The organism is Bifidobacterium sp. LH_416 (assembly GCF_056357055.1).
Window position 1 is genome coordinate 550,326 of the sequence record NZ_JBKEVJ010000002.1, and the last position, 24,647, is coordinate 574,972.

15 protein-coding genes are annotated in these 24,647 nt (G+C 53.4%); 13 read left to right on the plus strand and 2 right to left on the minus strand.

Annotated features, from left to right (window positions below):
* Positions 1–102: 102 nt before the first annotated feature.
* Entirely contained in the window at positions 103–1,110 is a 1,008-nt protein-coding gene (locus AC1AY0_RS07020; protein WP_476524941.1) for a hypothetical protein, read from the minus strand.
* Positions 1,111–1,281: 171 nt separating this feature from the next.
* Here AC1AY0_RS07020 and AC1AY0_RS07025 point away from each other — a divergent pair, with 171 nt between their 5' ends.
* From AC1AY0_RS07025 to AC1AY0_RS07070, 10 genes are all read left to right on the plus strand, one after another.
* Positions 1,282–1,779 (plus strand): DpnI domain-containing protein, encoded by a 498-nt coding sequence (locus tag AC1AY0_RS07025; RefSeq protein WP_476524942.1) that lies wholly within the window; start codon positions 1,282–1,284, stop codon positions 1,777–1,779.
* A 92-nt stretch (positions 1,780–1,871) separates the two neighbouring features.
* Positions 1,872–2,639, plus strand: coding sequence for a hypothetical protein (locus AC1AY0_RS07030; RefSeq protein WP_476524943.1), 768 nt, complete (start codon positions 1,872–1,874; stop codon positions 2,637–2,639).
* A 19-nt stretch (positions 2,640–2,658) separates the two neighbouring features.
* Complete coding sequence (locus tag AC1AY0_RS07035) at positions 2,659–3,597, plus strand: hypothetical protein (RefSeq protein ID WP_476524944.1); 939 nt, start codon at positions 2,659–2,661, stop codon at positions 3,595–3,597.
* Positions 3,598–3,620: 23 nt separating this feature from the next.
* A complete protein-coding gene (locus tag AC1AY0_RS07040) occupies positions 3,621–4,475 on the plus strand; it encodes an ImmA/IrrE family metallo-endopeptidase (protein ID WP_476524945.1) in 855 nt (284 codons plus the stop codon).
* A gap of 29 nt (positions 4,476–4,504) precedes the next feature.
* Entirely contained in the window at positions 4,505–7,699 is a 3,195-nt protein-coding gene (drmD, locus tag AC1AY0_RS07045; protein WP_476524946.1) for a DISARM system SNF2-like helicase DrmD, read from the plus strand.
* On the plus strand, positions 7,699–11,823 hold the full coding sequence (locus AC1AY0_RS07050) for an Eco57I restriction-modification methylase domain-containing protein (protein ID WP_476526101.1): 4,125 nt from the start codon (positions 7,699–7,701) through the stop codon (positions 11,821–11,823). Before drmD ends, AC1AY0_RS07050 begins: the two co-directional genes overlap by 1 nt.
* 14 nt (positions 11,824–11,837) lie before the next feature.
* Positions 11,838–15,596 carry a DISARM system helicase DrmA gene (drmA, locus tag AC1AY0_RS07055; RefSeq protein WP_476524948.1) on the plus strand — a complete coding sequence of 1,253 codons (3,759 nt, stop codon included), beginning with the start codon at positions 11,838–11,840 and terminating at the stop codon, positions 15,594–15,596.
* Positions 15,597–15,598: 2 nt separating this feature from the next.
* The gene (gene drmB / locus AC1AY0_RS07060; RefSeq protein ID WP_476524949.1) at positions 15,599–17,653 is read left to right on the plus strand and encodes a DrmB family protein; all 2,055 of its coding nucleotides are present in this window, start codon (positions 15,599–15,601) and stop codon (positions 17,651–17,653) included.
* 2 nt (positions 17,654–17,655) lie between these two features.
* On the plus strand, positions 17,656–18,414 hold the full coding sequence (gene drmC / locus AC1AY0_RS07065; RefSeq protein WP_476524950.1) for a DISARM system phospholipase D-like protein DrmC: 759 nt from the start codon (positions 17,656–17,658) through the stop codon (positions 18,412–18,414).
* A 40-nt stretch (positions 18,415–18,454) separates the two neighbouring features.
* The gene (locus tag AC1AY0_RS07070; protein WP_476524951.1) at positions 18,455–20,767 is read left to right on the plus strand and encodes a UvrD-helicase domain-containing protein; all 2,313 of its coding nucleotides are present in this window, start codon (positions 18,455–18,457) and stop codon (positions 20,765–20,767) included.
* Between the two features lie 52 nt (positions 20,768–20,819).
* On the opposite strand, the gene AC1AY0_RS07075 is transcribed toward AC1AY0_RS07070, so the two are convergent.
* The gene (locus AC1AY0_RS07075) at positions 20,820–20,963 is read right to left on the minus strand and encodes a hypothetical protein (RefSeq protein ID WP_476524952.1); all 144 of its coding nucleotides are present in this window, start codon (positions 20,961–20,963) and stop codon (positions 20,820–20,822) included.
* A 101-nt stretch (positions 20,964–21,064) separates the two neighbouring features.
* On the opposite strand from AC1AY0_RS07075, the gene AC1AY0_RS07080 reads away from it, so the two are divergent.
* From AC1AY0_RS07080 to AC1AY0_RS07090, 3 genes are all read left to right on the plus strand, one after another.
* Complete coding sequence (locus AC1AY0_RS07080; RefSeq protein WP_476524953.1) at positions 21,065–21,751, plus strand: hypothetical protein; 687 nt, start codon at positions 21,065–21,067, stop codon at positions 21,749–21,751.
* Entirely contained in the window at positions 21,702–22,895 is a 1,194-nt protein-coding gene (locus AC1AY0_RS07085) for an XRE family transcriptional regulator (protein WP_476526103.1), read from the plus strand. Before AC1AY0_RS07080 ends, AC1AY0_RS07085 begins: the two co-directional genes overlap by 50 nt.
* Positions 22,896–23,178: 283 nt before the next feature.
* The gene (locus tag AC1AY0_RS07090) at positions 23,179–24,645 is read left to right on the plus strand and encodes an AAA family ATPase (RefSeq protein WP_476524955.1); all 1,467 of its coding nucleotides are present in this window, start codon (positions 23,179–23,181) and stop codon (positions 24,643–24,645) included.
* The last annotated feature ends 2 nt before the right edge of the window (positions 24,646–24,647 follow it).

Below are 24,647 nucleotides of genomic sequence, written 5' to 3' on the forward strand. Positions count from 1 at the left end.
TACCTTGTGCAACCGGTTCATTGCCTTACACCTTCATTAACCGGACAAGTTCGCAAAAATCGCGACACGCCTCAAATTTCAACAGTTTCAGATACCGTCAGCTTAGTTCCGGAGGAATGGCCATACGTCAGAGGAATGAAACCGAAGAATATGCAAAGTGTCCGAGAGAGAGTCGGAATCTGCCGCATCAGACCATAGCGCACGAATTTCCCTCCCAATGGGATCATTCAAGACAGGCTTACCATCCGTATCCTTATCTACATCAGGAAAAGCACGCTCAATCCAATTTCCACCATCACGGCATACGGCGCATATCGGCATTATCGACGTATCACCTCGAGCAACGGTCATACCGCATAAACCACACACATGCTGTGCCAATACCGCATAGCATTCAACCAACCGGTCTATTTCAGCGCAACGACCATCATCCGCGCTTCCTGCCCCTACTGACGCATAAAAGACACGAAGACCGTCGCAATGCTCGCATGCATCTAAAATTCGGAATTGCTGCAGCCCTTCCTCATCAATCACTCGTTGAAAATCCTCGATTAGTTCCGGTCCGAACCGCAGACGCCATCCAATTGGCAAGTTCAACAACGGTCGAACCCATGAATAGTGATGCTCCAACGCGTAATACAGCATTGGACGAGATTGATATGCGCACAACAGGTGACGCAGCAATGCCAAATCAGGTTTCATCGCAAGAATTCGGAGCCTATCACATGCGGTGAAATCATGCCAATGATTCCACGTATGTATGCTGTCCTGCGATGAATCCACGACGTTAAGCACCCGGTCATACACATGATGCTGCTCCTGCAGCCAGCGGATATAGGGAATCATCTCCTCGCGATGATCCAAATCGGGATAATTCCGGCTACTCCGAGTCTGCTTGCTCAAACACATGTAATACGATTTCAAGGCCGGATTATGCTCTGGAATCCATCCATATTGGGAACACCACGGAGTGAAACGATAGCTTAACGCAATAAATATGGCGCTCGCTTCGATTGCTGAGTTATGAACAAGCTCTTGCAATTGGAATGTCCCCAATTCATCCAGATCATCCCAACGGGACTGATGCGGCCGACTATGCATCATCTCCAAAAAAGGTTCCTTTCTGCAGCACGCAGCACAATGCGTTTCCGAGCTGCACCTTCAATAACCGGACAAACCAACCGAGCCACCAGACACGCCTCGAATTTCTAGGAAAAGGGCAGTTGTCCGGTTAGCGAAAACGTAAAGAAAAAAGCACAACATCGAAACGAGGTAATACATATGTCATCTGAAAAGAAAGAATTCGGAGACGCCGGCGAACAGCTGATCGCGAAGTACGTTCCTTGCCCGAAATGCAAGACCGGCAAGCTTTGCCTGCTCCGGCAGAACTTCAAATGCGCGGATGTCATCTGCGATTTCTGTGGCTTCCTTGCTCAAGTGAAAAGCAAGCATGTGCAGGAGCTGCCGGATCGATTTGATGGAGTAATCCCAGGTGCAGCCTGGAAACCGCAAGAGGAACGAATGAACGCTGGCATATATTTTAGCCTGTATATCGTTCTGGCGGATGCCGACGATAACGCGAAAATCTTCTTCATCCCCCAGGAACTGCAGACGAGAGAGATGTTCCAGCCGAGAAAACCGTTGGGACCGAATGCGCAACGAGCGGGATGGCAAGGATTCAACATCGTGTGCAGCGAGGCTCTCGGAGATCCAATTCCCCTTCGCATCAATGGAGAAAATGTATTTCACTTAGAATGCAGGAGAAATACAGAAAAGTAACCCACCATTGCTCATTATTCCTCAATCTTAATTAGTTTCATGCTGTTGTTGCCGGTAGTAAGCTAGGAGCAATTGCCATAGCAGGAGGGATTATGACAGCGAAGTACAACAGGCAAGCTCTCATCGATCACAACTACTGGGCACTGTTCTCACTACTGGAGGATTTCTTTTCTCGTCAGTTGAATAGGTATCCCGCACTTGTTTACCGGTATGGAGATGATGCCGAGCAGTGGGCTCTTACTTTTATCTTTCTTGATACCAACGAAGTGATGAAGTCCTTGTCATATGACACTTCCTCATACAATCCCAAAATCGGTGATCTTTTCGATTCATGCGAAACCGATGAGCAATTCGAAAAGAATCTATTAGGTTCCGCAAAGCAATGGCTTGGCGACCTGTTCGACCAAACCGAATTCGGCAGAACACGACGCGTCCTTGAAAAGGACATGGAAGAGCACAAGGAAACGTTCGCCAAAGTAGATAAAACCAGTCTCTGGCATCTGCTGACATGCTCATCCACTCGCTCACAGCTTTCCGAAGCGGAACTCCGTCCGGCCGCACGGCATCATAAAGAACTCATCAAATGGCCCGATGACCGCAAATATGACGAATTCCGCCAAGGGAAGCGAGCCAAAATGCCTCCGTTAGCGCGGGCCCCAATTGTCGCCTGCCTGCAAGATATTCTGCAGACAGCACAAGGATCCGTAGAAATCAACGTGCTGTCGCGGCTGATAATCGGTCTGCACCCCTACATGGTCCAGGATGGTTCAGATAAGAACATCTGCCTCGTAGACGATGTGGACTGGAATCAAGAAAACTATATGACCGGTGACCGTGGCACCACCGGCTACACCTACTAATCAACGCGGAGAGTGAATCATGGTAGAAAACACTCATGCAGCAAAGCAACGGCTGCTGACCCTTCCCCCAGTCACGGTTCCTGCCAAAGTCCTTCGCATGGACAGCCCGGAGTACACCATGCAACGGTTGCAGCAGCCGGTAGCCGCCGGACAACTGTGGATGGCAAAAACCAATACCGGACACCAGTACGTATTGGTCAGCGGCGTCTCCGATGATGCGCGCCTCATCACCGTGATTCCAATGAGCAACGATACAGCTGTACGGACCGAGGGAGCGCTGATAGTAAAAGACACTCCCCTATGCCGGCCAATGGTCGCATGGCCCGAGCTGGCAGCCGAAGTGCCAGTTCGCATACTGTTCAAGCCACTGGATGAGTTCGATCAGCTCGTGGCTCGAGCGCTGGCCGATAATCGCGATGACGAGTCGCTTGGCATTGAACGTGCAACAGCTCCGGAGGATCCGACGACGTCGGCGGAGCGGGAGATTTTCGAAGTCCGCCGGCGTATGGAAACCTGGCACGCCATGTGCTCCGACCTACCGAAGCTGCATTCAGATGAGGAGCGAGGCTCGACTACACCGGAGCGTGCGGAATATGTGAAGTCTTTGGTGACTGTGCTGGGATTGTCGTTTGCGGATGCCGCCGCGGTGGTCGATGGTCATCTTGCCCTGGACGATGAGCAGAATCGGCGTCTGTCTGATGCAGGCGTGCATCCTGAGCGGTTCCGGCCGAGGTCATTCCATTTGCCGAAGGATCTGCTGGTCGAAATCGAACAGCCCATGTACCGTCAGATCGCACAGCGGTATTCAGCGAATCTTGCAGGGGATGCGCGCCTCAATCTGGCAAAGGACGCCTTCGCGCTGGCCGCCCGCAAGAGCGGTTACGGACAGGAGTCCTGGCGTGGTGTGATTCAACAGGTCTTGCATAACAATCGAACGTCTGACGACACCGAACAGTAAATCGACGATCAAGGAACACAATCATGCTGGGATCCACATATCAATGGGTTGAAGCGCAGGTCAGCGAAATGCTCGAGACGGCCGCACGGATGCATCATGATTTTCCAGACGACTGTCTCAGCGACCCGTTTCGTATCGCCCAACATTGGGAGAATCAAATCACGGTACGCCGAATCAAGGCGTACGGGCATGGGCATAGGCAGAAGGCGACCGACGAATCAGCTGATACCGGACCGGCGGGGTTCTGCGAGCCTCCGGAGCAAACTGACGACGATGGCCGTTACCGGCTGGTGATCAACGAATGTAAATATCGGCCGCGCAATAATTTCACGCTGCTTCACGAGTTAGGGCACTATCTGCAACATGTGGATCTTGACCTATGGTCGCGTCTGTACTCGTTCGACGACAAGGCGACGGCCAAAGAAGCAGAGGAGACGGCCTGCAACCTCTTCGCGTCCAAGGCGTTGATGCCGGATTATCTGATTGACCGGGTCAGAGAAGGACAGTGGAAGGCTGACGTGGCTGCGAAGCTATACCCGATGGTACGTGCATCTCGTCCTGCGGTGGTGAGAAGAATCGCGCCATTGTTGCAGCCGGGAGCATGGCTGACGATGCTGAACAGGGACGAAACCCTGAATGTTCGCGCGTATTCCAATTGGTCCCAGGAATATGGGGATCTGTTGGATATGGAAAAGGCGGCATTACGGCGGTTCCGCAAGTCTCATAAAAGTGGCTTCGGCATCGAAGAGCAGACGTTCGTGGACTTGTCCGGTAAGGATATGCAGGGACGGTTCACACTCAGCGTGGCGAGATCCCCGAGCAGTAAGGATGATCCATTCTGGTTCATTCTGGGCCAGCGGCAGGCGACTGACGAGTGAAAGACTGACAGGAGAGGAGAACGACGGCGATGGCGACTACTGATATGCAGCAGGCAATGCCCGCATTGCCGGAGGTTGGCAGTATCGTCGAGGTGCGTGGAACCACATGGGCGGTCACGAGTGTGGCCGAACAGGGTTTGTCGCGCAGCCCAGCCGATGAGACTCGCGGCTGCAAACAGCATGTTGTGTCATTGCAATCCTTGGAAGAGGATCGCATGGGCGAGGAACTATCGGTCATTTGGGAATTGGAGGTTGGTCAAACCGTCATCCCCAGTCGGGGATTGCCGGATGTAATCAGTGCTGATTCGTTCGATGATCCGAACCGTTTGGGCGCGTTTGTAGATGCAATGCGCTGGGGTTCGGTGACCAGCGCGGATGACAAGAAATTCGAAGCTCCTTTCCGTACTGGCGCGAACCTGGAACCCTACCAGCTGGAACCGTTGCGTCGCGCGATAGCCGCACCGCGCACAAACCTGCTGCTGGCGGATGATGTCGGCTTAGGCAAGACAATCGAGGCAGGCATGGTGATTCAGGAGCTGCTGCTGCGCCACCGGGCTCGTACGGTAATCATCGTATGCCCGCCGTCGCTGTGTTTGAAGTGGCAGGAAGAGATGCACGAGAAATTCGGCTTGGATTTCGTCATCGTCAATTCGGAAACCTTGGCCAACACACGCCGTCAGTATGGTTTGGGATCGAACCCGTTCCGTCTATTCCCGCGTGTGATCGTGTCTATGGCGTGGGTGCCGTCGATTCGCGCGCAGCGCCTGTTCGAAGAGGTGTACGCGGATGCTGGACGTTTGAACAGCGCCCGCCGATATTCGTTTGATCTACTGGTCGTCGATGAGGCGCATCATGTCGCTCCCGCGGCTCCGACCATGCCCGGCAAGGCGCGTGGCTACGCGGTGGATTCCAAACGTACGGAGACTGTGCGTCGTCTGGCTGAGCATTGCGAGCATCGCTTGTTCCTGTCCGCAACCCCGCATAACGGGTATTCGGAGTCGTTCACGGCATTGCTGGAGATGGTCGATTCCCGTCGTTTCACGCGTGGCGCAAATATCGACGAAAAGGCACTGAACGAGGTGACCGTACGCCGTCTGAAGACAGGTATCAGTAATCTGAACTTCAAAGAGCGTCACATCGAAACCATCCCGTTTACGCCGACCCAAGATGAGGAAAGCCACTACCAGCTGCTGGATGATATTCTTGAGACCACAAGAAAGCAGCAGCGGAATCGTCGTTCCCTCGGTGTCACGGCGTTGTTGTTCAAGAAGCGTCTGTTATCAAGCCCGTGGGCGTTTTCCGTCACGTTGGGACGCTTTTTGCATGAGTCCGATTCCGACGATCGGGATCCGTTCGATGACAACTACTACACCGAGGTCATGGGCTCCGGCCAGTCGGACGAAGAGGAGGGGCTCGAGGACCAGCCTGAGTCCGAAGCGTTGCGCAAAGGCAAGGCGGACAATCCGCTTGAGGCCGCGCAAGAAGAACAACTGGAGGATTTGTCGTCCTGGTCAGGTGATTATGAAGCCAAGCCAAATTCCCGGTTACAGGCTCTGATCAACTGGCTGGATTCAATCTGTCGACCGGATGGCCGTGCACAGTGGAGCGACGAACGTGTGGTCGTGTTCACCGAGTACGCGGATACGTTGGATTGGATCCACATGGTACTCGAGTCACGCGGCTATTCCGCTCATCGCCTGGCTGTCATCAACGGCGCAACGTCCGCGGAAAATCGTGAACTCATCCGCGCCAGGTTCAACGCCGACCCACGCAAGGAACCCATCCGAGTATTGTTGGCCACCGACGCGGCCGGTGAAGGCATCGACCTGCAAGCATACTGCCATCGTCTGGTGAACTTCGATGTGCCGTTCAATCCGTCACGATTGGAACAGCGCATTGGCCGTATCGACCGATACGGCCAGACAAAGACCCCGGAAATCTACTATTTCCGTCCGAACGATACGTCTGGCGCACTGTATGCCGGCGATATGGCCTTCATGGAACGCATTGCCGAGAAAGTGGCTGTGGAAAAGCATGATCTGGGCACCGTGAACCCGTTAATCGACTACGATATTGCCGATCACTTCCTACATGCAAAAAAGTCGACACATTCGCCTGCGGTTGATGTTCGGACGCGGCAGGCGAATGATGCAATCAACCGTACACTGGCCGGCAGCTTGGAGTTGAACCGTCAACTCACCCATCTCGCTCAGGAATATGATGCGAGCAGGAAGGCCATGCATCTCTCCCCCGAGGCGGAGCTACGCGTTGTCAATACCGCTCTGGCTTTGACGAACCAGCCGCCTCTGATTCCCGCCGAGCATGATGGCCAAGTGGAGGAAGGCGTGTTCCGTCTTCCTGATCTCAACCGCGGTTGGCAACCGATTGCCGCCGGATTGCGTACGCTGCTCGACCCGACAACCGTCCGCCCAATCACGTTTGATCAGCAGATTGCCAAGCAAAACCCGAATGTGGCCTATGAGCATCTGGGAAGCGAATTGATGACCAAAGCCGCCCGTGTGCTGCGCGGTAATCTGTATGGCCAGGAGCCAAAACTGCACCGCGTCACGGCGATCGTCATGCCTGATTTGGAATATACGTGTGCGGCAGCCGTATCGCGCATGGTGTTGGTCGGCCGTGGCGGTCTGCGCGTACATGAGGAGGTGTTCGTCACCGGGCTGCGCTTTGGCGCGCAGAACATGGCAGGAGACAAAGCTCAGGATTTGCTTAGCACCGCACTTGATGCATCGCGTCAGCTTAAGATTGCCAGTCCTGCCGTGCTTCATCATCTGAGTGAGGCATGGATGGCCAATAACAGCCGTCTGCGCACACGTCTCGAGGATGCCGTCAACCGTCAGGCCGAAACGTTACAGCAGAAGAGCGCCGAGAAACTCAATGAACGCCGTGACGCCGACCTGACTCGCGCCAAGAGCATTTTTGAACAGTTCCGTGTGAATCTGCGCGACTCGCTCAAGCAGTTGCATGATCAGGACGAGGAGCAAAGTCAGATGATGTTTGACCTGTTCAGCGACGAGGAGAAACGTCAGCGTCAGCGTGATATTCGCAAGATGGAAGACCGTCTTGATTCATTGGACGAAGAGGAACGCCGAGAACTTGATATGATTCGCACCCGCTATCAGGATGTCAAACCGTATACGTCGATTGCCGCGTTGGTGTTTGCCGTCAGCGAGCAGGATGCGCGCATGTGGGAGGAGGAACGCTAATGGCAGCAACCCGTAGAAGCGCTCAGCGAGGTCGCAGCGCAACAAGCCAGATGAGTGTCACCCAAATGCATCGTGACTGGTTGCAGCTGGTCACAACCGATGGCCCGTTCCTTGCCGTCCCGGCGCTGAAGCGTGCATGGCCTCAGGGCATGGCCTCCATCAAGCAGCGTCCAAACGGTGGGAACATCATGGCGGAACTGCGCGATCGCAAGGCGATATTTGAGCAGTCGTGGGATGATTGGTACCGGTCGCTTTCGAAGGATGACCCGCAGGTCCGCATGAATTGGCTGAACCAGTACCGCGTACAACGAAACAAGTGGGTGGAGTTCGTACTGCGAGACATGCTTGGCTGGGAACATACATATATGCCTTTGACGTCCGGTTCCGCAAATGCTTCCACCTATCGATTCACGTCACCGAACGAGGCCATTCGCGTGGAACCGACCGCCATGATGAGCGTGAACGATCATCTCGGAGCCCTGGTGTTGGTGATCGATCCGGTGCAGGGCACGCTGACTGACGATTTGGATGACGGATGGTCAGCCAATGCGCTCGATCGTATGGAAAACATGTTGCGCGTTGAGGATTCGACGTGTTCAATCGGCGTGGTGACCGATGGCCGTTGGTGGGCGATTGTGAGTGCGCCAAAGCATGGTCCGGCAGCATGGGGACAGTTCGATTCGCAGATGTGGATAGATACTCCCGCAATACGTGACGCGTTCGCCGAACTGCTGGATATCCGACGTTTGGTGACCGGCACGGAGGAGAACCGTCTGCCCGCTTTATTTGCGGAGTCAGTGACCGCCGCCGAGGAAGTAACCGATTCTCTGGGCCGTCAGGTTCGTCAGGCCGTGGAATTGGTGGTCGCCGCATTCAGTGAAGCTTCCGCACACTCACGCGAGGATGGTCTGCCCGATCCACTGCCACAGGATGGCGAGGAAATCTATGAGGCAACCGTGACCATGATGATGCGCGTCGTGTTCCTGCTATTCGCGCAGGAACGCGGGCTCCTGCCGCAAAGTCTGCTGTTTGAGAATGGCTACGGTTTGGCTGGTGTGCTCGACCAGTTGGATGCGCAAGCCCGTGCGGATGGCGAGGAGTCAATGGACGGCACCAGCATGGTCTGGCATCGTCTGATCGCCACTTCGCAAGCTTTGTATTATGGCGCGTCATTCGAAGACATGCGTCTGCCTGCCTACGGCGGCTCCGTATTCGACCCGGACCGGCACCCCTTCCTGACCGCGCTCAACGATCGCGGTGAACTGGCATTGAGTGTGCCTGACCGTGTTATGTATCATGTGCTGCGAGCCGTGCAGATCGCGAACGTGAATGGCGAGGCCCGCCGTATTTCCTTCCGAGACATCGATGTGGAACAGATCGGCTATATTTACGAAGGCCTGCTTGGCTATACGTGCCGTCGCAGTACTGATATTGTGCTCGGATTGAACGGCAAGACCGGCGCGGAACCGGAAATGCCGCTTGACGCTCTCGAACAGATCACTGCGAATCTTGCTGCGTCCGATGCTAGCGGCAGTAAGCGTGCCACTGCCATCGCAACTTGGGTAAAGAACAATGCATCGGCTTCTGACGCGCCCTCGAAGAATGCGATGGCGAAGATGATTGCCGGACAGATGCCCGAGGATGGTGAACGCGCACTGCTTGCCGTCACGCACGACAGCGCATTGCAGGATCGTCTGCGCCCGTGGATAGCGCTCATCCGCCGTGACCTGCGCGGCAAGCCTGTCATATTCCTCGAAGGTGACTTGTACGTGACCGAAACCCCGTCACGCAAGAACGCCGGAGCACATTACACACCCAAAACCCTGGCCGAGGACGTGGTACGTTACGCGCTCGAACCGCTCATCTACAAGCCCGGACCATACCAGACCAACGACCGCGACAAGTGGCAGCCCATCTCGTCCGACGACCTGCTTGAACTGCACGTGGCCGACATCGCGTGCGGCTCCGGCGCGTTCCTTGTGGCCGCTGGCCGTTATCTGGCCAATCGGCTTGTCGAAGCATGGCATCGGGAAGGCACCACTCCGGCCGGCTCTTCGGAACAGGTACACAATAAGGCCATGCGTCAAGTGGTGGCCAAATGCCTGTATGGCGCGGACATCAACGAGATGGCTGTGGAGATGTGCAAACTGTCGCTGTGGCTCGTCTCGCTCGACCCACACCTGCCGTTCAGCTTCGTGGACAACAAGATCTTCCACGGCAACTCGCTACTCGGCATCACCAGCCTGCAGCAGATGAAGACCATGCGCATTGATGCCCAACAGCATGACCAAGGCCAGTTGTTCGTGGTGAATGAACTCGACCAGACAGCTGAGGCCGTGGACGTCGATGGGGTGCTGCGGAAGGTGCGCCGTCTGCGCGACCAGTTGTCCGACGAAATCAACAACAACGACCCGCAACGTTCTGCCAACGCGAAACGCCGGCAGATGCACGCGATTGAAGATGCGCTCGCTCAGGTGCGCCTAATCGCGGACGGTGTGATCGCCGCCGGACTGCAGGTCGGCGGCAAACCCGGCAAGCAACTGGACGAAGCCTACGACAACCTCGCCGTGGCCGCCGGCCGCGCGTTCCCGACGCACGGCGAAGCCGACGATACCATGCTGCGCAGCATCATCAAACGCGGCCTGACTCCGACCGTGCCGACCGACTACGAGCAATGGCAGTGCCTGCACTGGCCGCTTGAAATTCCCGAAGTTATGGAGAATGGTGGCTTCGACGCCATCATCGGTAATCCGCCGTTCCTCGGCAGCCAAAAACTACGCGGGGCTATGGGAAATAATATGCGAGATTGGTTCATTCATGTCATCGCAAGCGGAGCAACGGGGATTGCGGACTTGTGTGCCTATTTCTATTTACGCGCATTCGATTTGCTACGTAAAGGAGGAACCTTCGGTTTACTGGCCACAAATACTATTGCACAGGGCGGTACTCGCGAGGTTGGTCTCGATCAGATGGCCGAACGAGGTTTCACCATTACTCGAGCCATTCAATCGCAAACATGGACAGTAGCTAGCGCCAGCGTGGAATACGCAGTGGTGTGGGGCGTAAACGGTCGTGTAGACGATGCAATCCTGAAGGATTGCGACGGTGTAAGAACTAAGCGTATCTCCACATTGTTGGAACCTACCGGTAGAATCACCACCCCCCCCCCCCAATCGCTGATTGAAAATCAGAGCATTGCTTTTAACGGATGCTATGTACTTGGTACCGGTTTCATTATCTCGCCGGATACCGCACAACAGTGGATTGCCGCAGACCAGGAGAACAAGGATGTGCTCTTCCCCTATCTCAACGGCGACAATCTGAACAAGAATGCGGATTGCTCCGCGTCTCGCTGGGTCATTGACTTCAACGATATGTCTGAAGATAAAGCGCGAGAATATGTACTACCATACCAGCAACTTGCCGCCCACGTTAAAGATGAAAGACTGAAGAACAACCGAAAAGTTTACCGAGATTATTGGTGGCAATACGCGGAAAAGCGTCCCGCGATGCGCAAGGCGATATCCTCGCTTGACAAGGTGATTGTCATTGCACAGGTGAGTCGCACTCTCATGCCGCAAATGGTCACCAATGACCAGGTGTTTGACGCAATGCTAATTGTCTTCGCCACCAATCGGTACGCGGATCTGGCCGTGTTATCGTCCACGATGCATCGTGACTGGGTCATCAAATACGGCACAACCATGAGACTCGACCCAAGATATGTTCCCTCGGCGGTATTCGCCACGTTCCCCCGTCCGAGAACCGGTAACGACAGCCTCGAGACAATCGGCGAAACCTTGTATACCGAGCGCCGCGAGATCATGCTGCGTCGCAATCTCGGCCTGACCGACCTGTATAACCTCGTCAATGATCCTGATCTCTCCGATTCGTCGGATGCGGACGTGGCCCGTATGCGCGAGATCCACAAGACGCTCGACGAGACGGTTATGGACGCCTACGGATGGAGCGACGTTCCGCTCAACCACGGTTTCCATACGTACCGCAAGATGACCCGTTGGACGGTGTGCCCCGAAGCCCGCGTCGAGATTCTCGACCGTCTCCTCGAAGAAAACCACCGCCGCTACGCACTTGAAACCCAGACCAACCAGCAGGCCAAATAGCAGGAGGAACTGTGATGGCAAAACAATCGCAACCTCAACAGTCGCGACCAGTAAAACCCTATGAATTGCATTATCCGCTTGACGGCAAGTCTTACTCGGTGCGAGAGAATCTGCAGAACATTCTTGAGCGTGAACTCCTCGGCCCATCCGAAGGCGAGGAAGAACTCATGGATATCTCCCCGAAGACGAAGTACATTCTCGGCCGCATCGCCCCCACGCGTATTCGTCCGGATGATGATTCCGACGATAAAAGCGGATTGCCGCTGCTCGATGCCCTTGACAACGATGACAACGAAGAGGATGACGATTCCGAAGACGTGGAAAACGGCGGTTCCGAGAATCAGGATGAACCGCAGCGTCGCGGGCTGATCATCCCATCGTCAATGGGCCTGCGTTTTCAAGTGCCCGATGATCTGGACACGGTCACCGTGCACTGCTCGTGGGGCGTATACAACCCGGAAAAGACAGGCGAAGTTACCGAGAGCGGCAAGGAGGTCCGCAAATTCCGCCGCGCGCCAATGCACCATCCGGTGACTATTCGTCTGGCGGAACTGCGAGAAGGCACAACCGAAGAATTCAAGGTGACTTCATCGGATGCGGACAGTATCAAGTTGCGCGTCGACGTGTACAACGAACCGGACCAGCATCGTCGTCTTATCGAAGTGGCGCTCTGCAACGATAAGGCAGTCGGGAGCACTATTCGCATTCCCGATTGGTTGTTCCAGACCAAGCTGGAAGTGGATGCCGGCGGTGCCGCAGTATTTCTGCCCGTACATGACTGGATGGAAGACACATCCTTCGAAGATGAAACCGATGTGGAGGAGCAGCGTCTTCACCTGCAATACCGCAACAAACTGGAATTCGCCATCGGACGCACCTGCTCGGCCGACTGGACGGTTGCTCCAGAACATCCTCGCCGCGCCACCAGCGTACGTACCACATGGCTGCCGGTATCGGAGATTCCACAGACCAAAGCGGAAACAGTGCAAGACACTGAGCTCGACATGGTCACACTCGCGAGCGCAGACGCGGACACCGTACGTTCCGGTTTGCAGCCCATTGCGGACGGGTATGCGGCATGGCTGGACGAGCAACAGCACATCGCCGATCAGCTGCCCGAACACCTGCGTGACACCGCCGATGAGGTTATCGCGGAAGCCTGGCAGGTGCAGCGTCAACTCGCCGACGGCATCGACTTCCTCACTCATGATGAGGAGGCGTTACGCTGCTTCCACTTCATGAACCGGGTGATGGCAGACCAGCGCGTACACACACAAATTGCCGCCAAACGTGCCAATAACAGTACACTGACGATGGCAAAAGCCGAACAACAGGTCGAGGCTTCTGAGAATCCGCATCATTGGCGCGTGTTCCAGATCGCGTTCATTCTCATGCAGGTGCATGCACTCAGCGACCCATCGTTGAAGGTCCGCTCTGATCCTGAATGGTCAATGGCCAAAGCACAGCTGTTGTTCTTCCCAACCGGTGGCGGTAAAACCGAAGCGTATCTCGGTCTTGCCGCGTATGCGTTTGCGGCAAGACGCCGGCAAGGTGTTATCAATAGTCCGGACGGCACGCTCAACGGCAATGAGGGCGTAACCGTACTCATGCGTTACACGTTGCGCCTGCTCACCTCACAGCAGTTCCAACGTGCTTCAGCTCTCGTTTGCGCTGCCGAATTGGAACGTCGCAAGGCTCCTGAAATCTGGGGTTCCGAGCCATTCCGCATCGGCCTGTGGGTGGGCACCAGTGTGACACCGAAGCGAGTGGATGAAGCAGCCCAGGAGATTCAGCAGCTCAACCGTCAGAATTCCTCCCGCAATCCGGATGTGCTGCAAATCGCCAACTGCCCGTGGTGCGGCCGCACTTTGTCATCCGACTCACTCAAAGTCGATAAGACACTCGGACGGGTGTATGTGCGCTGCTCCGACCGATTCGGAGAATGCCCGTTTGCAGACGGTGGCACAGTGGAGGAAGGCATTCCGGTACTCACCACCGACGAGGAGATTTATCGTCTGGTACCAGCATTCGTGATTGCCACTGTTGACAAGTTCGCCCGCCTTGCCCGCGAAAGTGCCGCCTCCGCATTGTTCGGCTATGTTGGCCGCAAATGCGATAGGCATGGCTATGTGCCGCAACGGGGCGTTGACGGTTCCGCCGACTACGCCTCATGCAATCTGAAAGATGATTCCGCTCATCCAGCGAAGAACGGACATCCAAAAGCCGCAATCCACCCAGCAATCCGACTTCGTCCGCCAGACCTGATTATCCAGGACGAGCTCCACCTCATCACCGGCTCCCTCGGCACCACTATCGGCCTGTTCGAAGCCGGCATTGATGTGATGTCCACTTGGAAGAACGCTCAGGGGCATGTCATTCGGCCCCTGATCGTGGCTTCCTCGGCTACGGTGCGCAAGGCCTCCGAACAAATCGAGAATCTGTATGCTCGCGGCACCACGATGTTCCCGCCACAGGTACTCGACGCCGCGGATACATTCTTCTCCAAGGAAGTACCGGTATCCGCCGATCATCCCGGTCGACGGTACATTGGCATTTCCACTACCGGCGTGCGTCTGAGCAATGCGGAAATCCATACCGCCACTACCCTATTGAAGGGCGCGCAGCGTTTGATGGACGATCCCAACGGAGGCAACGCCGCCGACCCATACATGACCCTGGTCAGCTATTTTTCCACTACCCGAGAATTGGCAGGCATGGCACGATTCATGCAGGACGATATCGCCACCCGCGTGCGCATTTGGCGACTCGGCAGTCTACTTCCCCAGCGTCTCGGCACCAAGGGCAATATGTTGAATGTCGGCGAATTGACGTCACGCATCGCCTCCTCCGATATCGTGCAGACGCTGAATGCCATGAACATACAGTTCGACCGCCGATACGATTCAGCAGAGGCCTTGGCTCATAACAGCCAATTGAAGAAACAAGGCAAAAAGCCGATCTACCGTTCCGGCGAACGTCCCTTCGATGCCGTGCTTGCCACATCGATGCTGCAGGTCGGCGTCGATGTGCCCAGGCTCGGATTGATGATGATCGTCGGGCAGCCGAAGAACACGGCCGAATACATCCAGGCATCCTCCCGAGTCGGACGTGACTCGGATCGCCCCGGCTTGGTGGTGACGCTTGGCAATTGGGCTCGTCCGCGCGATCTGGCACATTTCGAACAGTTCCGTGCCTACCATGAGTCGTTCTATGCACGAGTGGAACCATTGTCCGTCACACCGTTCTCAATCACCTCAATGGAGCGAGGCATCGAAGGGCTACTCGTCAGCGCCGCACGAGTCCTGCAAGCCGGCGTGCATGACGGTTTGTCCCCCGAGCATAACGCCGGTCAAATCGACGGACAGCGACCATTCCTCGAACAACTTATCAAGGAACTCCAAGAACGCATTCGGCACGCCGCCCGTAACGATAGCAGAACAATATATGCAGCCAAACAGCTGCGTAATCGACTCGAGAAATGGATCAAGCTCTCCGATACCGCTCATGGCGAAGGCCGCACGCTGGTCTACGAGCGAGTCCCCGAAGGAAACGAACAGCTTATGCCGCTGATGTGTTCTGCGGAAGATCTCGGCGACAAAGCGAAAGCGGACACGGAAGGAAAATTCGTGGTCGCCAATTCCATGCGTGAGGTGCAGCCGGAGATCAATATTCTCGTCTCACCTATCCCAGACAAGCTCGGCAACGTCGAAAAAGGCGGCATGCTGCCCTGGCAACCCCAAGACACCGATAACGACAACGAACAGAAGGCCTGACCATGAGCGATACCAGCAATCTGAATTACGATGAAGACGCACTCGTTGACCCATTGGGAGACGAAGATAAGCTTGCCGAACAGCAAGGGAGTAAAAACTATTCCAAGGTAGGTTCTTCCCGCGGATCCACATTACTGTATACCTACGGGCCGGGATCCATTATGGATCTGCCGCATTTCACGGTTATGCCTATGGGATTGGAAGCTTGGGACCATGTCTGGGATCATGCCAATTCCGGCATCCCGAGCATCCACGCGCCACGCTTGCTGGAAAGCGTGCAAATCATGCTTGGACGCCAAGTGCAGGAATTGCGTCCATTCCCCCGCGAAACATCGTTTTCCGGAATTCCGTCTCAGGAAGGCGGCAGACTCGGAGTGCCCGCACGAGTCTTCCCGCAATGGTTGCGCTGTACAGGTTGCAATAAGCTGGCCCCTGTTGCGGATTTTGTCAACGGCTACCGCAATGTCAACCGTTACCGTCCCGATCAGGCGCAATTCACACATCGTCATTGCCCGGGAGGCGGACAAGGCAAGAAAACCGACCGTCTCTGTATTCCAGCTCGATACCTACTGGTGTGTCCTAATGGCCATGTGGACGAGTTCCCCTATGACTGGTGGGTGCATTACGGTGAACGCTGCACCGCCGCCCCTGACAAACCACAACTGCGCATGTTTGAGGGTGCCAAGGGTATTCCCACCATTGAGTGCAAGAGCTGTGGCAAAAAACGTACCATGAGTGAGGCACAGGGAACTGACGGACAAAAGAAACTACCAAAATGCCGAGGCCGGTTCCCACATCTCAATGAGTATGAAGACAACTGCAACGAACCGGTTCGCCTGATGCTCATCGGTGCCTCCAACTTGTGGTTCCCCGTGACACAAAGCATCATCGATATGCCACGCCTCGATGAAGCAAAAGAACGCCAAGACCTCTATGAGGAATTGACCAAATTACTGTATGAGAGCGGCAATCAATGGATGCTGGAAGACAACAACTACGAGAGCATTATCAAAACCGTCTCGCATCATCCTAGAGCAAGCCGCCAGCTCAAAGATTCACTGACTTCCCAAGCTGAGCTGCAATTCTTGATTCATCATGCCCGCAAAGAAGAGGAGAACAAGGAAAAGGAGCAACAGGAACGCCGGAAGAACTGGGATCCATCTGATCTTCGGGTGCCTGAATGGAAATTCCTTCAGCGAGATCTCTTCCGAGACGGATATACCGAACCGCACAGCGGTATCACCGTTCATAAGGAATCAGTCGCGCCGTCGGTGACTCATGCCGGCATCTCCCGCATATTGGGAGTCGATAAGCTTCGTAAGGTCAACACGCTCCTCGGTTTCACACGTATCGACGATTTCGAACGCGCGAATGATATCGGTCATCGACTGGTCGGGCTCACTCACGACAAACCGACATGGGTACCCGCCACCGAAGATCTCGGTGAGGGTGTTTTCATCCAATTGGATGAAGATAAGGTTGCGCAGTGGGAACAACATGTGCTTGCCAGCAGCCTGTGGGAGGCGCATCGACAAGCCCATCGGCGTAATTTCTATAATCGTTTCTCTGAAACATCAAAGGACATCAACCCGGATGACCGACTGCCGCAACCGCGCTATTGGCTGGTGCATACGCTGTCTCATGCACTTATCAAGATGATGGCCATGTCATCCGGATATGGCATCCCCAGTCTGAACGAACGCATATACGCATGGCCGGCAAAGGATGATGATCATCCGGCCGCGACTGGAGTACTGATCGCCACTACGGCATCTGATTCAGATGGCACACTTGGCGGACTGGTCAGTCTGGGAGCACAGCAAGATTTTGAACGCATCTTCACTGAAACCCTTCAGGAGATTCGACGTTGCTCTTCGGATCCCGTGTGCGCGCAGCGCATACCCAAGGATCCGGAGGACTTCCTGCATGGAGCCGCTTGCCACTGCTGCTGCATGCTCGCAGAGACGACCTGCGAGCGGGCGAATCGCTTCCTCGATCGCCGATTCCTTGTCCCGTTGCCGGGAGAGTATTCGGACCTAGCATTCTTCGGAGACTGACGATGGACGAAAATCAGCAGAATGCACTCGTTGTTCTCGGAGCGTACCTCACCGGTACGGAGGCAGGCACCATGGCTGACCGGCTTGCCGCCGGCGAAACCATTACCCAAGCGCTGGGTGCCGTACAACCTTCCCGCAGGAAGGACATTCGGCATCTGTTGAGAACCGCGGGATATGGCATTTCTGGAGATGTCCAGCGGCAAATGACCGTTGCCGGCTTACGCACCATTCAAGGAGCGCACTCAGGCACTACCGAAATCTCTCCTATGTGGACCGCACCGCATCTGCTGGCCAATGCCGGCGAGCTCAACCTATCACGTAGCAGATTAGTAATGGACGCCCGCACATCCGTGGTTTGTTCAACGTATAATTTCCAATCCTCGTCCGACTTGTGGAAGGCCTTAGTGGAAATGGCCGCACAGCATCCTGAGGTATCCATAAGGATTTACGTTGACGCCTCCGCGAACGATGGGACGTCCAAAGCGGGAAGCCGCAGTCTCTCGCCAAAGGAGATCGCCCAAAAACTTCCTCGAGCTCACGTGTTCCGTACCAAGAAATACGCAACCGGCAAGTATTACCGCAACCACGCCAAATTCCTCTCCATTGATCATCAGTCGCTGCTCGTAACCAGTGCAAACTTCTCCTATAGTGCGGAGAACCTCAATATCGAGCTTGGGCTGAAAGTCGAGGACCAGAACCTGGCAGAGATGGTGGAAGGTGAAATGCGCCGGCTTGAATCATACGTCTACGAGCAAGTATGAACCATTCCACACGAATGACAAGAAGGAAAATCACAATCTCATGTCGCAAGCTAACTCGAATACAGTGACCATCGTCATGTACCTTAACGCGTTCGCCGAGCTGAATGCCTTTCAAAAAAGCACGCAGAAAGCGTTCCGCACCTTTATCCAGCAACTTCGTGACGATCCAACGCTGCCAAGTCTGCACGTCGAGCCTCTGAAAAACACGAAGGACCGTGAAATCCGATCCATTCGCATCAACAATCAAGGCTGCCGCGCCATCGTAGCCAAAGAAACCCGGACCAACACCTATACGATTTTGCATATCGATGAAGGCCATGATGACGCCTACGACTGGGTGGCGAAGCATCGTCTCACCACGGATATGGTCACCAATACCATCCGGTTGGAAAAATCCATCGATCCAAATCAAATGGCACAACTGCTGTCCGATGGATTCACAAATGGCTCATACAGAGATCTCTTTACCAAATTCAGCGATGAGGACATCGCAGCATTCGGCATCCCTGAAAGCGGCGTTTCCGTACTGCGATACGCACCTTCTATCGAAATTGCCAAGATTATGGCTTCCCTACTACCAGAACAGGCTCGCGCATGCGTTGATCTTGCCCTTGAAGGTTATAGCAAGGATGACATTAATGAACTACTCGCCGACGAACGCAAGCAAAACATATCGTATGGTTTTGCACAACAGGATTCGTCACAGGAATTCATCGAAGCTGCCGGAGACAATCAAGATGAGCGAAACATGCGTTCAATGCTCACTTCGAACGGCACGCAACAACAGTTTGTCGTGCTTACCGATGATGACGATCTCGAACGAATTCTCAATGCTCCGCTGGCACAGTGGCGCGTGTTCCTGCATCCAACGCAACGCGCCATCGCCTACGGTGATTATTCCGGTCCAGCGCGGGTTACCGGTGGGGCAGGCACCGGCAAAACCGTAGTTGCCATGCATCGCGCGCGTAGACTGGCACAGAATCTCATCAAACAAAACAGCAATCGCAAGGTCCTGCTGACTACGTACACCGCCAATCTGGCTGATGACATTCTCGATAATATGAAACTGCTCTGCAGCGAAAACGAGCTTGCACATATTGAGATCATCAATCTTGACAAGTGGCTGTACTCGTTCCTGAGTAAGAACACGAAGTACCGCGTCCAGTACAAGACCGCCAGCCTGTGGCTAAAAGCCAAATCAGCCATTACAGATAAATCCGTGTTGGGACTGCCAATCGATTTCTTCGTTCAGGAATGGGAGCAGGTAATTCTCGCAAACGGCATCACTGATATGAACGAATATCTTGCAGTATCCCGGCGAGGGCGAAGTGAACGCCTGACCGAGTCGCAGCGTGAATCCATATGGACCATCGTGGAACAGTATCGTCAGCTGATGGATGAGCGCAAGGAATACGATCAGACATATGCCATGCACATCGCCGCCAAGCTCCTTGATGGACCATACTCAGACCATAAATTCGCATTCGTGGTAATCGACGAAGGCCAGGATTTCAGTGCATCGGCGTATCGTCTACTCCGCAGTATGGTCGGTCATCATGCCAATGATATGTTCATCACCAGCGACAATCACCAGCAGCTATACGGCAATCGCGTCTCTTTGAAACAATGTGGCATTCCGATTGCCGGACGCAGTTTCAGGCTCAAGGTCAACTATCGAACGACGAATGAAATCAAAACAGCTGCGGAAAGCGTTGGGCGAACTAGCGGCGCCAATACAATAAGTGACGTAGTGCAGGCAATGAAGTCGGCTCAACATCTTCAAGCGCTGAACGACTCTGACAATGTTTCCAAGGACAAGAACGCCGATCAGCTGGAGTACTCGCTTACCGGCGTATTCGAGGACTCAGCCCAGCAAGAAATCTTTGGAGACGGGATCTCACTGACTCATGGAGAATGGCCCGAAGCAATACGCTGCAAGAGTTGGGATGCTCAATTCCATCGCGTGCACGAATGGATCGATAAACGACTGGAGCAAGACCCTGCTGCCAAGCCGGAAGGCATTTGCATAATCGTGCGCGACAATCAACATGCGGATGATTGGGTGGAAGCGTTGCTATCAAGAACTTCATATAAGGCGCTGAAGTTGGATAATAAAACTCAAGATATGGCTCAAACGCCAGGCATTCGTGTGGCCACTATGTATCGCGCCAAAGGATTGGAATTTGACTATGTCGTCGTTGCCGATGTGAATCAGTGTCCGCCAGCGGGACTGGTACACAAGTTCGCCAATAATGAGATGGCACTGAACCAGCTGTACAGGCAGGAGCGGAACCTGCTGTATGTTGCCATGACCCGACCTCGCAAGGAATTGCTAGTCACAGCAGTAGGCTGATTCCATAGCAGATGGGGTGGGCCATCGTTTGTTCGATGGCCCACCCCATCTGTCAATCGCCAAGTTTATATGTAGTTCTCGGATGACCCTTACCATAATGACTGGTTACAAAGCGGCCCGTGATTGCGGACTTGTAACGCCCTTTGCCGGAATTGCCGTGCCCCGACTGTTTACGCGTCTTATTCTTCCCCGTCATAATCCCCTCCTTTCTGCAGTCGATTCATCGGAATAATCCCCATCTCCTGCTACGATATCATTATATTTTCCGGTTTCAAACAAGAAAGTGAGAGCTTGGGCATGTCAATTCAAATCGATTTCGCCAACAACAGCCGTGTATTTACCGGAGAATCCTCAGATACAGAGTTTGCTCGTATTTTCGGTTTTCCTGCACAAACGCTAAGGGATGCAGCATTGCTGGCATTGCGTGGAGCTCGCGAAACCGATGACATGCATTCACAATTAAGTGCGGCAGGTTCAAGGTTCTATCATCATTTCGTGGAACAGATTCGCGCCGAGCTGGATACTTTTGACGATTGGAGTGCCAACCGAGAGGACGATAACCACACCTCACCAAGGGCACACCGCTCAGATGGACTGGCCTTGGCGTTCGCACAAGGAACCACAGCAACAGGACGCATCTCCGGCTCCCCTCGTTTGAAGAAACCCCTTGGTACGTTCACTCTGCTGGAGTTGCAGCAGAACACGAATCATGTTCCACAGCAACTAGAATTTGGAGAGTTGTCCGAAGCCGTGGAGGAGCGTCCTCAGACACTGTGGCTGCTACTGTTCCATCGCGACGCGGATAATGAAGCTGTCAGGTTAGAAGTGTCGCTTCCAACCGGAGTGAGCGATGACGGTAAAATTTTAGGATGGGACAAGCGTATTGTGCTTGGCGAGATCGGCATGAACAATCAAATCATGGAGGTCCGGGACGATGAGCGTAACGAGGATGACGATGCTGCCGTCGCCATTTCCGCACGCTGAAAGCAACGCTCGATTATCACTTAATCCGGAACGTATTCGCTGTGCCCGAGAGACAGCGGAACTCAGCAAGGTCCAGCTAGCCAATCTTCTGCATGTCACGTCACGCACGATTGCGAACTATGAGGAAGATGGCGCGCCCGCTTCTCAAGCTTTAGTCCTGGCAGAAGCGCTGGGTGTCATGCCGTCTTTCTTTACAGCACTGCCAGACGCACCTGCGATTGAGGATTTATCCGAGGAACAGGTGTGGTTCCGTTCACTGCGCAAGTCGACGGTGAAACAACGCAAGTCAGCAGTCGGTCATGGCCGGAATGCGTTATTGTTCTTCCGATGGATTGAGCGCCATTTCCGTCTTCCTGATTGCACACTACCAGTGGAGGATGGCGCAGCTTGGACCCCGTGCGAAGCAGCCACAGCATTGCGTGGCGATTGGGGATATGGGGAAAATCCCCTCCCCGATATGACAGGTCTTGCCGAAGCTCATGGCGTTCGCCTATTTACTCTGCCTTCCGTAGGCAAGGAGGTGGATGCGTTCAGCTTCATGTTTGACACGGTACCGTATGTAGCAGTTGATGCCTCAAAAACTGCTGAGCGTGTGCGGTTTGATATCGCGCACGAGCTCGGACATCTACTACTGCACGCCAGCTCGATGTCCGAAAATATCGCCAGCCGCGATGTGGAGTCGGAAGCACACGAGTTTGCAGCGAATCTACTGATGCCAGAACGCCGCGTAAAAGCAGTTATCCCCACACATGCGAGCATTGCCGACATCATTAAAGGCAAACGATATTTCAAGGTCTCAGCGATGGCGATGACCCGTCGCGCTCATGAATTGCGAAGGCTCACTGATTGGGAATACCGACAAACTTGTTCGGCATTGACTGCACAAGGTTACAGATCTTCCGAACCGAACGGCATTGCATCAGAACGGTCCAAGGTGTTTTCATTTGTTGCACAAACCAATCGCAACAAGGGTCTCTCGTCCAATACCATCAGTGAGGAGATTGGATTGACCGTACAAGAGCTGCATGATTTGTCGTTCGGCAATATCCTCGTCGTTTCCAATGGCAGCGGACTGTCTAGCAATACTTCCGTACAAGGAAAGCCTCAGCTGACACTACGCGTGAACAAGAACTTCGATAACTGAACAGATCAAAAAGGAGCAAAAACGATGACCCACTGGACGGTGGCATCAAACATTTGTCTTTGTCACAGACACCGTCGAAAACGGCAAAATCGCCTGCGCCAAGAGGCTTTTCAACGACTTCTAACGCGCCGGCAACGTCCGCTATGAGCAGCCCATCTCATACAAAGACCTCCTCGAAAAGTGAAGTCACTATAGTTCACATTAGTCGTGGGATGTATGTCATTTATAAGAAAAACGCACCCCACAAAAATAAATGCTTAAAACACACAAGTCAAGGATAAAAATGACACAAGAAAACTTCAACGAAGAGATTAAAGAACAATTCATACAATGGTCAATTGAACACAAAAAGATAGCAGCAAGCACTGCAAGTAATTATGCCTCTGTGCTAGATAATTACAACCCCAATAAATATCGATTGTCAAATAATCAAAAAACACTAGATAGCAATAATCTATTTAAAACATCTTTATTTAAAATAAACAATAAAGATATTATTAATTCTATGTATAATAAATTACTTGAGTTCGGATACGAAAGTAAGAATAATTCTAATTCAGACTGGAAGGATGACCACAAAAATCTATCATCAGCCTTATTGGCATACAATGAATTTCTATCAGATGTTCAACAAAATATATATTCACAGGTTAAATCAAACAATATCCCAATATCTCACAATTTAATTTATTTTGGAGCTCCAGGTACCGGTAAAAGCTACCAACTCAATGAGTTGGTAAAGAACTATTTCACCAATAGATATGAGCGAATTACTTTTTACGCGGACTACTTGCATTCGCAATTTGTTGGGTCATACAAGCCGATAACAGTCACAAATAGGAGCGGAAAAGACATTAGTACGATTGAGTATCAGTTCCGCCCCGGGCCTTTTACCCGCGTATTGATTCGTGCGCTCAATGACCCCAATCAGCCATATGCTTTGGTCATCGAGGAATTGAACCGAGCCGAAGCTGCTTCCGTATTCGGCGACGCGTTCCAGTTGCTCGACCGCAACGACGAAGGCCAAAGCGAATACGCTATCACGGTCAGTGAAGACCTTCGCGAGTATCTCAGTCATAAGGAAGCAGCAAGCGAACCTACCAGCCTGACAACAGAAGGACGGGACAATCTTCAAAGGCTGACCGGCCAAGATGATTGTTCTCAAATCGCCATACCGTCGAATATGTATATCTTGGCCACGATGAACTCCGCCGATCAAGGCGTATTTCCTCTCGATACCGCATTCAAGCGTCGCTGGAATTTCAAATACGTCAGCATTGACGAGGGAAAAGACATCATAAAAGACCAGGATTGGGTAACAAAATACCGCATAGCAATTAATGAAAATTTGCTTAATGCCGATATACCCGAAGACAAGCAAATGGGTCCGTTTTTCCTAGGAAATATTAATCTCGAGTTCGGCACTCCTGAATTCGACGAGGCTATGAAGAATAAGGTCATCATGTACCTTTTCGAAGATGCCGCGAAGTATCATCCGACAAAGATATTCAATACCGAAGTGATTAATGGCACTCTCAGTGAAACCGGAAAGAAGCTTTCACTGCAGAAGCTTTTCGACGCTTGGGATAAAATTAACTACGGCATTTTCCAAGGACTGACAACGGTCGATAAAGCACAAAAGAACGAAAAAATAGATGCTTCTAATTCAGGAGCTGAGCAGCAGGACACTTCCACACCAAATCCTGAAACGACATCGGACAATCAGATTGCACAAGGCGATGAGGAATAAAC